Genomic DNA, 12,541 nt, shown 5'->3' with positions numbered 1-12,541 from the left:
GCTCGTCGGGCTCATAACCCGAAGGTCGTTGGTTCAAATCCGGCCCTCGCAACCATCAAAGCCCCGATCAGTCATGGTCGGGGCTTTCTGCATTGTGGCGGGCACAAATGTCAGCTTCTATGCACGTAGGTAACGGCAGCAGCGAATCCGAACCATTGGGGTATTGATTTCAAAAGGTTCCGAGTCAAAGATCAGGATGCATGCGTATCAAGCGCACTGCTCGTTCTGTCGCTGTTCAACACAGCCATTGCCGAAATCCTTGCCTGACTTGGTGTTTATGTGCTGATCAGGCTCTGCCTGTTCAACTTGTAAGGAGTGAACCCATGTCCTATATCGATGGTTTCGTAATCGCTGTACCCACAGCAAACAAGGCGAAGTTCATTGAGCATGCGCGCAAACTTGACCCGATATTCATCGAGTTGGGAGCCATCCGTGTGATTGAGGGGTGGGGAGATGATGTCCCCGATGGAAAAGTTACCGACTTCAGGCGGTCCGTGCAGGCCACGGCTGAGGAAACAGTGGCTTTTTCGTGGGTCGAATGGCCGGACAAGGCTACGCGAGACGCCGCCATGAAAAAGATGATGGAAGACCCGCGCATGGATCCATCTACGCCCGGCAACCCGCCGATGCCATTCGATGGCAAACGAATGATCTTTGGGGGCTTTGAACAGGTGGTTGAAGTTAAGGCCTGAACGGAATGAGTGGGGTAGGCACCATTGAGGTGCTAAACGGTCATCTCACACTTGGCTCTTATCCTGGAGGCTGCGGTGATGTCATTACTCAAATCACTCATTTTGGTCTGTAGCTGTTTTTTGGCTACGCACGTTACGGCACAGATGCCTCAAGGCGAATACCTTGACGGGAAGGACTCCAAGGTGGGAGTTGTCCTGGCACATGGCAGAGGAAACTCCCCAGACGGTAGCGTAGTCGGGCCACTACGACGAGGCATCAACAAAGATTTAGGCTTTCACACCCTCTCATTGCGCATGCCTGATCCTGGCGCAGATTCGCCTGACTCACCAGAGCTGGCAGCCGCGTTTCCTGAGGCCTATCAGCGCATTCAGTTTGCAATTGATTACCTGAAGACCCAGAAAGGGGTTGAGCGCATTTATCTGATGGGCCACAGCATGGGAGGGCGCATGACAACAGGCTTTCTGGCAAACAATCCGACGGCCCCGGTTGTTGGCTTCATTGGGGTCGGATTGACTGCAGGTGGCAAGGAGCCAGTTAACACCAATCTCAATCTGCGAAAGGTGAAGATTCCGGTAGTAGATGTGTATGGTGACAACGAAATGGATGCGAAAGCCGCATCTTTTCGCAAGCAATTAGTGTCCGAAAACTATGTGCAATTCGAAGTTCCTGGAGCTAAGCATGACTACCGTGGGTATGAGAAGCCGGTGTCAGATCTCGTGATCGAGTGGCTTAAGAAGCAAGAGGGCAGGTGAACCTGGCTACTGATATTTGGACATTCTTTGCACTTTAGTGGGCCAGAAATTGAAGCCCAGGACTTGAGTGTTGCAGCTCAATGACAGAGCACATGAGCTTCTTTTCTTTCATTTCTTATTCTTTTAATGTAACTTACATGATTTTCATGGGGATTCTAAAAATCCTCATTGACCTAATAATCAGCCCTTCGTTTGCCAGTTATCGATGGGCTTCCCGTACATCAGGGCGATGTCTTTCTCGTAGAACGCCATCAGGTTCTTGCGCTTGAGCTTGAGGGTAGGGGTCATCAAGCCGTTATCAATGTTCCACGAGTCCTTGACCAGATGAACTGCTCTGGGCACGGCATACCTGGCGAAGCTGCGGGTCTGCTTTTCGATCCGGGCTAATGCCTCGCGCTTGGCGGCAGAGTGCTGCAGACTGGCGTCATCTTCTGGATTCAGTCCCAGGCTCTTGGCCATCATTTCCCATTCAACCGTGTTGACCACGGCGACACAGGCAATGAATGGAGCGTCTTCGCCCACCACAAAGACCTGCTCAAACAAAGGATCGACCATGATGGCCTGCTCCACATCATTGGGCGGAACCTTTTCGCCAGTCGATGTGACGATGATTTCCTTGATGCGCCCTTTGATGCGAATGCGGCCGTTTTCAATGGCGGCCTGGTCACCTGTTTTTAGCCACCCATCGGCGGTGAATGCCTTGGCCATATCTTCAGGGCGATTCCAGTAGCCTCGCATGACGACAGGGCCTGAGACCTGTAGCTCCTGATCCTCGCCAATGCGTGCCTGAATACCGGGCAGCACTTTACCCACCGTCTCGGGCCAGTTGTCATCCAGTCCATTGGCGCTGACGACGGGCGCTGTTTCCGTCATGCCATAGCCTTGCACCATGGGCAGTCCAAGGCCCAGAAAACTGCGCGCAATCGTCGGGGACAGCGGGGCGCCTCCGCTGACGGCGATACGCAAGCGCCCGCCAAACTGGGCAAGCAAGGGCTGCGCCACCAGTTTGCGTAAAAGCCATGCGGGTATCAAAGAGGCCCAGCCACTGGTGCTTTCCTTCGTGTTCGAGGTGCTGAAAAAGGGAATACCTTGCCGGGCGCAGAAGGTGCGCCAGCCTTTGTCAACTGCGGCATCAAACAGCTTGTGCTTATTGGGGCTCAATGCTAGCGTTTCCTGCACCTTGGCGTACACACGCTCGTAGATGCGTGGAACGGAGATCAGCACCGTTGGCCTGATGTTTTTCAAATCCTGAGAAAGCAGGGCCACAGACCGCGCGTATGCCACGCAGGAGCCCGTGGCCACGGCCAAGTAGTAGCCGGTGGTTCTTTCAAACGTGTGAGACAGAGGCAAGAAGGAGAGAAAAACATCTTCAGGAAAGGCGATAACCCGCTGCATGACGGCGTGCACATCGCTGACCACGTTGTCATGCGTGAGCATCACACCCTTGGGTTTGCCAGTCGTGCCTGAGGTATAGACGATGCCTGCCAGATCGGTTTTTTGTGGCGGGGCAGGGAGGTCAAGGCAGCCCTTTTCGCCAGCCTGCAGCCATGCAGACAGGGCAATCACGGGCTTGGCATGCAGGGCTCTGACGGTGTCTTCAGCGCCATCTGCTATCTCTGCCAGGCGGTTATTGGATGCGCTCTCTTGCGTGGCTTGCTGGGCGTGGATGATGGCTTGTAGCGCTGGCAAGTCCTGACCTGTGGTGCAGATACGATCCCAAGCTTTGGCTTCGGCAACTACCAGCAGCGAAGCGCCTGAGTCCGCAAGAATGTAGGCAATGCTTCCCGCGTTATCAATGGCGTGCAGCGGTACGGGTACATAGCCGCAGCGCAGGCAGGCTTGGTCGATGGACATGGCATCAAAACCATTGGGCAACAAGATGGCAACACGTGCGCCTTGGGGCAGGCTGGATGCGCAAAGTGCTCGGCTCCAGCGGGCAACACGGGCGGCGGTATCCGCCCATGTCAAACTTTTCCAGTGGTTGGCGCGTTCATCAAACTCTCGATAGGCCTCGCCTTCGGGAGTGGTGCGAACCCGGATGGCCAGAAGCTCTGGCAAGGTCTGAGCTTGCCCAATCGTCAGACTGCCGGGCAGAGCCTGCAGGCCCAGTACATCGTTCACACTTTGATGATTCATACGCTTAACCTTCAGAAAGCAGGCCGGTTGCTGCTTCGTGAATGATAGCGTTCTGCAAAAAATGAAATGAACAGTGCTCGTTTTGAGCTACTTAATTCACAGCGCTGAGCGGAATATCCACCTGCTGATAGCACACGGCAATGTAGTGGTGCAGGCGCTGCTGCTCGTCACGTACTGCGGTTAAGGAAATCTGGTGGTTATGGCCGTCATGGCGCATGGCGCAAGAGCCTTGCCAGTGGCCGTTACGGCCAATGACGGTCCAGATTTCACGCCACTGCGTGTCTTCCTCATCCTGAACAAACAGGCTGACGAATTCCTTGTTCTTGGCAATTTTGCGGCTCAGCCCGCAGATGCGCTCAAAGGCCGGGTTGATATCGACCACTTTACGGTTGGCATCCAGCACCACCATACCTTCATAGGAATGGTCAAAAACAGTGGCGGCAATATGCAACTGGCGCTCTGTTCTTTTGCGATCAGACAAATCAGTCAGCAGACCTACATAAATACGCTGGCCGCGTGCTTCGGCCTGACTTAATGCCAGGCGCAGTGGCACCAAAGTTCCTTGCTTGGTCTGACCCAGCACTTCAGAAATCTTGTTTTTCAGAGGCGCAGCGGCATTGCGCTGACCTGTTTCATGTCGATCAAGATAATGGTCATGCTGGCTGGACAAAGCCGCAGGCATGAGCATTTTCACATTCTGCCCCAGCACTTCTTCTGCCGTCCAGCCGAAAATGGCCTCGGCCGCTGGATTGAAGTCGGTAACTCGGCCGTGGCTGTCGATGCAGATAATGCCGTCAGCAGCCATATTGACCAAGGCGCTCAGGCGGGCCTCATTCATGTCCACTTTTTGCCAGCGCGTGCGGTAATGAATCAAAGCGTTTGCCTGTGCAATCAAGCCGCCAATCGCAAGGGTAATCAAGGCAATAGTCAGTGCAAGAATCAGCTTGTCATTGGTGGGTGGCATGCTGTGGTTGCCGTGATCGGCAGGCACACGCAGCGCCAGCATGGCGATGTAATGCATGCCTGCAATGGCTCCGCCCATGATGAGAGCCGCCAGTGTTTTGCGCAGCGTGGCGTGCTTGATGCTGACATGCGTCAGACCAAAACGCACCCAGAGCGCCAATGTAGCCAGCGCCACGCCCACCACCAGTGAAACGGCAAACCAGAAAGGGGAATATTGATATGGTGACTGCATGCGCATGGCTGCCATGCCGCTGTAATGCATGGTGGCAATGCCCACACCCACAATCAACCCGCCAAGCATCAATTGTTTGGGGCTGATTTCATTACGTGAGAGCAAGGTAAGGGCAACCGCTGACGCCGCGATGCCGGGGAGTATGGAGAGAACCGTCAATAGCAGCTCGTACTGTACAACACCATGTAAAGAATAGGCCAGCATGCCAATGAAATGCATGGCCCATATGCCGATGCCCAGCGCCAGCGAGCCTCCCAGAATGGACCAGCAGCGTAGCTGCGGTGTAGCGGCCAGTCGTGCAAATGCAGCATGGCGTAATGCCTGAGCCGAAGCAATCCAGCAAACAGCCAGCGACAGCAAAACTAGAAAGGGATCGTGCTCGCCTTGCTGCAAGTGGGCCTCAGGCGATGGAGTCCAAAAAAATTGCGCCAGCATGAATAGTCTTTCTGAAAGAATGAAAGCACATTCAGTTACTGTTACGAGGATGGCACAAATTAAGTAATCCTGTTTACTTAATTTGTAGGATCAATCCTAAACTGGCTTCAAAAAACGCTGACAAAGACGATTGTTCACGAATGTTGGCATAGACGCTATTGATGCCAGCGTTAAATCGCGGCTTCCAGTCCATTGGCAAAGTGCTGCTTTACCGCGTTCATGGCAACTTGGGGCTTGCGTTGCAGCAGCGCCAGCATGATGGCGTCGTGCTCGGCCAGAGAGTCCTCAATACGGCCTTGCTTAAATAGTGATTTGTGGCGGTTGAGTTTCATCACCTTTCGCAGGTCGGCCACGAGCTGATTGCGCCAGCGGTTGTTGGCGATATCCAGAATCTGCATGTGAAAGCTTTCGTTGAGCGCGAAAAAGCGCTCAGCGTCAGCGGTCTGCCGTTTGAGTTCTTCGTGGGTCTGCTGCAGGCGCTGCAGCTCTTCATCAGTGGCCTTGCCAGCGACTTCTGAGGCGGCATCGGCCTCCAGCAGGCTCAGCAGGTGATAGACATCCGAGATGTCCTTGCGCGAAACCTCAGTCACATAGGCGCCGCGGCGCAATTTCATGGTCACCAGACCTTCAGCGGCAAGGACCTTCAGTGCTTCACGCAGGGGAGTGCGACTGATGCCGTATTCCTCGGCAATCTTGAGTTCGTCAATCCAGGCGCCGGGCTCCAGTTCTTGCTGAAAGATGCGTTGGCGCAGCTGCTCAGCGACCTGTTCATATAGCGCGAGTGGTGTAAGCATTTTGGTCGTCATTACGGGCGATTATATGCGTTAAGAATTTTGAATTCATAATTATGAATCATGTACACTTGCCGCAAATAGGTAGTTCACCGCAATTCCAACCTTCACTGCGCGCACCGCAGACGAGAGACAACATGAGCCAAGAGAACGCGAAACAGGGCCAACAAGAATTTGCAGCAGCAGATCTGCATGCCTGGAACAAGGCTGCGAACAAGGTATCGCCCGGCGGTGATATCAACAATCTGAACTGGGTCACGCCTGACGGCATCACCGTCAAGCCCCTGTACACGGCTGAAGACACCGCAGACCTGCAGCACACCAACACGCTGCCGGGCTTTGCCCCCTACATTCGTGGCCCGCAGGCCACCATGTATGCAGGTCGCCCCTGGACGATTCGCCAGTACGCAGGTTTCTCTACCGCTGAAGAATCCAACGCCTTCTACCGCAAGGCACTGGCTGCTGGCGGCCAGGGCGTGTCTGTCGCGTTTGACCTGGCCACGCACCGCGGCTACGACTCTGACCATCCCCGCGTGACGGGCGACGTGGGCAAGGCCGGCGTGGCCATTGACTCGGTCGAAGACATGAAGATCTTGTTTGACCAGATTCCTCTGGACAAGGTTTCGGTCTCCATGACCATGAACGGCGCTGTGCTGCCCGTGCTGGCTGGCTACGTGGTGGCGGCTGAAGAGCAGGGTGTGTCGCAAGACCAGTTGGCAGGAACGATTCAGAACGACATTCTGAAAGAGTTCATGGTGCGCAACACCTATATCTACCCGCCCAAGCCGTCGATGAAGATCATTGGCGACATCATCGAGTACACGAGCACGAACATGCCCAAGTTCAACTCGATCTCGATCTCGGGCTACCACATGCAAGAAGCCGGTGCTAATCAGGCGCTAGAGCTGGCCTTCACGCTGGCCGACGGCAAAGAGTACGTGAAGACCGCCGTGGACAAGGGCATGGACGTGGACGCCTTCGCAGGCCGCCTGTCCTTCTTCTGGGCGATTGGCATGAACTTCTATCTGGAGATCGCCAAAATGCGCGCGGCACGTCTGCTGTGGTGCCGCATTATGAAGGAAACCGGCGCCAAGAACCCCAAGAGCCTGATGCTGCGTACGCACTGCCAGACTTCCGGCTGGTCGCTGACCGAGCAAGACCCGTACAACAACGTGGTGCGCACCACCATCGAAGCCATGGCGGCCGTGTTTGGCGGCACCCAGTCGCTGCACACCAATGCGCTCGATGAAGCCATTGCGCTGCCTACTGAGTTCTCGGCCCGCATTGCCCGCAACACCCAGCTGATCATTCAGGAAGAAACCCACATCACCAATGTGATCGACCCCTGGGCCGGTTCCTACATGATGGAAAAGCTGACCCAGGACATGGCCGACGCCGCCTGGAAGATCATCGAAGAAGTGGATGCCATGGGCGGCATGACGGCTGCGGTGGACAGCGGCTGGGCCAAGCTCAAGATTGAAGCCGCCGCTGCGGAAAAGCAGGCCCGTATTGACTCCGGCAAGGAAGTCATCGTTGGTGTCAACAAGTACAAGCTGGCCAAGGAAGACCCCATCGAAATTCTGGATGTGGACAACGTCAAGGTCCGTGACAGCCAGATTGCCCGTTTGAATAGAATCAAGGCAAAACGCGATACAGCCCAAGTGGAACAAGCGCTGGCAGCTATCACTTCTGCAGCAGAGTCCGGTGAGGGCAATCTGCTGGATCTGGCCATCAAGGCCGTGCGCCTGCGCGCCACGGTGGGTGAAGTCTCTGACGCGATGGAAAAGGCCTTTGGCCGTCACCGCGCTGATACGCAAAAGGTGACCGGTGTGTACGCTGCCGCTTATGACTCCGCCGAAGGCTGGGACAAGCTCAAGGAAGAGATCAACGCCGCTTCTGAAATACTGGGTCGTCGCCCCCGCGTGATGGTCGCCAAGCTGGGCCAGGACGGCCATGATCGCGGTGCCAAGGTCGTTGCTACCGCTTTTGCCGACCTGGGCTACGACGTGGACATGGGCCCGCTGTTCCAGACGCCCGAAGAATGCGCTCGTCAGGCCATTGAGAATGACGTGCACGCCGTGGGTGTCTCCACACTGGCTGCTGGTCACAAGACTCTGGTGCCTGCCATCATTGCCGAGCTGAAGGCGCAAGGCGCGGACGACATCATTGTCTTTGTCGGTGGCGTGATTCCTGCGCAGGACTATGACTTCCTGTACACCGCAGGCGTCAAGGGCGTGTATGGCCCCGGCACCCCGATTCCTGCCAGCGCCAAGGATGTGCTGGAGCAAATCAAGAAGGCCAACGGCATTTAAGCCCCGGCGCACTGATAGCAAAGGCGAACACGAAGTGACACCTGAGCAAATGCAAGACGGCATCCTGCACGGCAACGCTGCCGTGCAGCGCCGGGCGATGGCCAAGGCCATCACCTTGCTGGAATCCTCCCGCGCCGACCACCGCGAGCAGGCCGATGGCTTGCTCACGGCCCTGCTGCCGCACACGGGCAAGGCATTTCGCCTTGGCATCAGCGGCGTGCCGGGCGTTGGTAAATCGACCTTTATTGAAGCGCTGGGCCTGTATCTGATTGGCAAGGGCCTGCGCGTTGCGGTGCTGGCGATTGACCCATCGTCCTCGGTCTCTGGCGGCTCCATTCTGGGTGACAAGACCCGTATGGAGCACCTGTCCATGCGTATGGAAGCCTATATCCGCCCCAGTCCGTCCAGCGGAACCCTGGGAGGTGTGGCCGAGAAAACGCGTGAAGCCATGCTGGTCTGCGAAGCCGCAGGCTATGACGTGGTCATCATCGAGACCGTGGGCGTGGGCCAGAGCGAGATTGCCGTGCATGGCATGGCCGATATGTTCTGCCTGCTGCAGCTACCCAATGCCGGCGACGACCTTCAGGCCATCAAAAAAGGCGTGATGGAGCTGGCTGACCTTGTGGTCATCAACAAGGCCGACATCGATGCCAAAGCCGCCATGCGTGCGCAGGCACAAATTACATCGAGCTTGCGTTTGCTGGGCATGCATGGCAACCCGGACCACGCCACGCATGGCGCGCTCTGGCAACCACGTGTGATTCAGATCAGCGCCTTGCTGGGCAACGGGGTGGATGATTTCTGGGCGGCAGTCAGCAGCTTCAGAGACATGCAGACCGCCAACGGCCGCCTGCAACTGCGCCGCGAAAAGCAGTCGCTGGCCTGGATGTGGGAGCGCATTGACTTCGGCCTCAAGCAGGCGTTTCGCCAGCACCCGCAGGTCAAGGCCATGCTCCCCGTCCTTCAGGACGATGTGGCCGCTGGCCGTATTGCGGCTAGTACCGCAGCAAGAAATCTACTTCTAGCCCAAATGCAGTAGGCGCTAGCAGCTCTTATTACCATAGCATCGCATTACAACTTGCGAGACAAGCAACCCAAATCACGATAGAGGACAAGCATGCAAGACGATATCCTGAAGCAGCTGGAAGCCAAGCGAGAACTCGCGCGGCTGGGTGGGGGACAAAAGCGCATCGATGCGCAGCACAAAAAGGGCAAGCTCACGGCGCGTGAACGCATCGAGCTGCTGCTGGACGACGGCACCTTCGAAGAGTGGGACATGTTCGTGGAGCACCGCTGCACGGACTTCGGCATGGAAAACACCAAGATCCCCGGCGACGGCGTGGTCACCGGCTACGGCATGATCAACGGCCGTCTGGTCTTTGTGTTCAGCCAGGACTTCACCGTGTTCGGCGGCGCACTGTCCGAAACCCATGCCGAGAAGATCTGCAAGGTGATGGACCAGGCCATGAAGGTCGGCGCTCCCGTCATCGGTCTGAACGACTCCGGCGGTGCGCGTATTCAGGAAGGCGTGGCCTCTCTGGGTGGCTATGCCGACGTGTTCCAGAAGAACGTACTGGCTTCGGGCGTGGTGCCACAGATCTCCATGATCATGGGCCCATCGGCTGGCGGCGCGGTGTACTCGCCCGCCATGACCGACTTCATCTTCATGGTCAAGGACTCGAGCTATATGTTCGTGACCGGCCCTGAAGTCGTGAAGACCGTGACCCACGAAGAAGTCACGGCCGAAGAACTGGGCGGCGCCATCACCCACACCACCAAGAGCGGTGTGGCCGACATGGCGTTCGACAACGACGTGGAAGCACTGATGATGCTGCGCCGTCTGTACAACTACCTGCCGCTGAACAACAAGGAAAAGGCGCCCGTGCGCGTGTCCACCGATCCGGTGAACCGTGCCGACATGTCGCTGGACACCTTGGTGCCCGACAACGCCAACAAGCCTTACGACATGAAGGAGCTGATCGCCAAGACCGTGGACGATGGCGACTTCTTCGAGCTGCAGCCCGAATACGCCAAGAACATCATCATCGGTTTTGCCCGCATGGCTGGCCAGACCGTGGGCATCGTGGCCAACCAGCCCCTGGTGCTGGCCGGTTGCTTGGACATCAAGTCCTCCATCAAGGCGGCGCGCTTTGTGCGTTTCTGCGATGCGTTCAACATCCCTGTGGTCACCTTTGTCGATGTGCCCGGCTTCATGCCCGGTACCAGCCAGGAATACGGCGGCATCATCAAGCACGGCGCCAAGCTGCTGTACGCATACGCTGAAGCCACCGTGCCAAAAATCACCGTCATTACCCGCAAGGCCTACGGCGGCGCGTATGACGTGATGGCCTCCAAGCATTTGCGCGGTGACGTGAACCTGGCATGGCCCCATGCCGAAATCGCCGTGATGGGTGCCAAGGGCGCGGTGGAAATTATCTTCCGCGAAGACAAGAACGATCCTGTCAAGCTTGCAGCCCGCGAAGCGGAGTACAAAGAACGCTTTGCTAACCCCTTTGTTGCCGGCGCTCGTGGCTTTATCGACGACGTGATCCAGCCACATGAAACGCGCAAGCGTATCTGCCGCAGCCTTGAGATGCTGAAGAACAAGCAGCTCGAGAATCCGTGGCGCAAGCACGGCAACATCCCTTTGTGAAAGCGATGTAATTATGCGCCCGAACCTGCTTTTTCTCTTTGACCTGCGCAAGGATCAGCAGGAGCCGTCCGTCATCGACGAGACGGTGCGTTCGGGCGCGCAGTTTGGCGGCACCAACCTGTGGGTGCTGTTCTTCGCCATCTTGATCGCGTCGGTGGGGCTCAACACGAACTCCACCGCCGTGATCATCGGCGCCATGCTGATCTCACCGCTGATGGGCCCCATCGTGGGCATGGGCTACGGTGCGGCCGTGCAAGATCTGGGCTTGATCCGCATGGCGGGCAAGAACCTGGCCATCTTCGTGGTTCTGAGTTTGCTGACTTCGGTGCTGTACTTCACGCTCAGCCCGCTGGAGCAACCCCAGTCCGAGCTGATGGCGCGCACTTTTCCCACGCTCTGGGATGTGCTGATCGCCGCTTTCGGCGGCGCGGCTGGCATGGTGGCGGTGACGCGTCGCAGCTACAACAACATCGTGCCGGGCGTGGCGATTGCCACCGCGCTCATGCCCCCTCTGTGCACCGCAGGCTTTGGCATTGCCCATGGCCGCTGGGACATGTTTGGCGGCGCCTTCTACCTGTTCATCATCAACAGCATGTTCATCGGCGCGTCCACCCTGGCGGTGGCCAAGCTGCTGCGCCTGCCGCGCCAGGGTGAACTCGACGAAGTGACGCGCAAGCGCCACCGGCTCATCATCGCGCTGGGCCTGATAGTGGTGCTGGTGCCTAGCGTGTGGATGGGCTATCGCCTGGTGCAGCAAGAGGTGTTTGCCAGTGCGGCGGTTCGCGTGGCGCGGGATCTGGAAGCGGAGCCCAACAGCCATGTACTGATGCACGAGGTGGATGCTGGGGCGCGCACGCTGCGCCTGATCGTGGTGGGCCGGACCGACGAAGCCCAGCTGCGCGAACAGGTCAAGCGCCGCATGCTCAACGATGGGCAGGCCGATGTGACGGTGCTGGTGCGTGATGCCGGAGACGATTCGCTCAATGTCGAGAAGCTGCGCCGCGAACTGGAAGAAGGCGTGAACAAGACGCTGGTTGAGCAGGTCAAGTCCATGGATGCGCAGCTCAAGAGCTTGCAGCAGGATGTGGCGCAAGCCAAGGAAAAGCCCGCCGTTAAACCGGTGGATGCCTTGGCGCTGCTCCAGGAAGTGCAAGCCCAGCAGCCGCTGGTCTGCGCGCTGACCCTGGCGCAAGGCGAGCGCTCTGACAACGCAAGCGATGCAGCCCAGCCAAGCACGGTGGTGGTACTGGATGTCGCCAACAACTTAAACACGCACGACAGGGACAGCCTGAACCGCTGGCTTGGCGTGCGACTAGAAAAAACTGAAGTGCAGTTGATCGAGCGACTGGATTCCCGCTTGATCAACGCTAGAGACAAAAACCGAAGGAAGCAGACAACATGTTCACCAAAATCCTGATTGCCAACCGCGGCGAAATCGCCTGCCGCGTGATCGCCACTGCCCGCAAGATGGGCATCAAGACCGTGGCCGTGTATTCGGACGCTGACAAGGATGCGCGCCATGTGAAGCTGGCCGACGAGGCCGTGCACATTGGCGCCGCGCCCAGCCGCGAGTC

The 12,541-nt window shown here is 57.3% G+C and carries 10 protein-coding genes; 7 read left to right on the top strand and 3 right to left on the bottom strand.

Features of this window, described 5'->3' with window-relative positions; all coding sequences use genetic code 11:
- The first annotated feature begins 323 nt into the window (after window positions 1–323).
- Both RSF91_RS18795 and RSF91_RS18790 read left to right on the top strand, forming a co-directional pair.
- Window positions 324–692 carry a DUF1428 domain-containing protein gene (locus RSF91_RS18795; protein WP_332569843.1) on the top strand — a complete coding sequence of 123 codons (369 nt, stop codon included), beginning with the start codon at window positions 324–326 and terminating at the stop codon, window positions 690–692.
- Between the two features lie 78 nt (window positions 693–770).
- A complete protein-coding gene (locus tag RSF91_RS18790; RefSeq protein ID WP_332569842.1) occupies window positions 771–1,445 on the top strand; it encodes an alpha/beta fold hydrolase in 675 nt (224 codons plus the stop codon).
- Window positions 1,446–1,625: 180 nt separating this feature from the next.
- Here the strand turns inward: RSF91_RS18790 and RSF91_RS18785 are convergent, their stop codons facing one another.
- From RSF91_RS18785 to RSF91_RS18775, 3 genes are all read right to left on the bottom strand, one after another.
- Window positions 1,626–3,581, bottom strand: coding sequence for an AMP-dependent synthetase/ligase (locus RSF91_RS18785; protein WP_332569841.1), 1,956 nt, complete (start codon window positions 3,579–3,581; stop codon window positions 1,626–1,628).
- Between the two features lie 91 nt (window positions 3,582–3,672).
- Entirely contained in the window at window positions 3,673–5,211 is a 1,539-nt protein-coding gene (locus RSF91_RS18780; protein ID WP_332569840.1) for an MHYT domain-containing protein, read from the bottom strand.
- A 170-nt stretch (window positions 5,212–5,381) separates the two neighbouring features.
- A complete protein-coding gene (locus tag RSF91_RS18775; RefSeq protein ID WP_332569839.1) occupies window positions 5,382–6,017 on the bottom strand; it encodes a GntR family transcriptional regulator in 636 nt (211 codons plus the stop codon).
- A 122-nt stretch (window positions 6,018–6,139) separates the two neighbouring features.
- Between RSF91_RS18775 and scpA the strand changes: the two genes are divergently transcribed.
- From scpA to RSF91_RS18750, 5 genes are all read left to right on the top strand, one after another.
- The gene (gene scpA, locus RSF91_RS18770; protein ID WP_332569838.1) at window positions 6,140–8,314 is read left to right on the top strand and encodes a methylmalonyl-CoA mutase; all 2,175 of its coding nucleotides are present in this window, start codon (window positions 6,140–6,142) and stop codon (window positions 8,312–8,314) included.
- A 34-nt stretch (window positions 8,315–8,348) separates the two neighbouring features.
- Window positions 8,349–9,353, top strand: a complete 1,005-nt coding sequence (meaB, locus tag RSF91_RS18765; RefSeq protein WP_332569837.1) for a methylmalonyl Co-A mutase-associated GTPase MeaB — start codon at window positions 8,349–8,351, stop codon at window positions 9,351–9,353.
- A gap of 78 nt (window positions 9,354–9,431) precedes the next feature.
- Window positions 9,432–10,967: an acyl-CoA carboxylase subunit beta gene (locus RSF91_RS18760; RefSeq protein ID WP_332569836.1), complete on the top strand. Its 1,536-nt coding sequence runs from the start codon at window positions 9,432–9,434 to the stop codon at window positions 10,965–10,967.
- A gap of 13 nt (window positions 10,968–10,980) precedes the next feature.
- The gene (locus RSF91_RS18755; RefSeq protein ID WP_332569835.1) at window positions 10,981–12,384 is read left to right on the top strand and encodes a DUF389 domain-containing protein; all 1,404 of its coding nucleotides are present in this window, start codon (window positions 10,981–10,983) and stop codon (window positions 12,382–12,384) included.
- The coding region (locus tag RSF91_RS18750; protein WP_332569844.1) for a biotin carboxylase N-terminal domain-containing protein at window positions 12,366–12,541 on the top strand (176 nt) is incomplete at its 3' end. The genes RSF91_RS18755 and RSF91_RS18750, both read left to right, overlap by 19 nt.

The organism is Comamonas sp., assembly GCF_036643215.1.
Taxonomy (GTDB): domain Bacteria; phylum Pseudomonadota; class Gammaproteobacteria; order Burkholderiales; family Burkholderiaceae_C; genus Comamonas.
The sequence above is the reverse complement of the archived record's forward strand: the minus strand, read 5'-3'. Positions and strand labels throughout refer to the sequence as shown.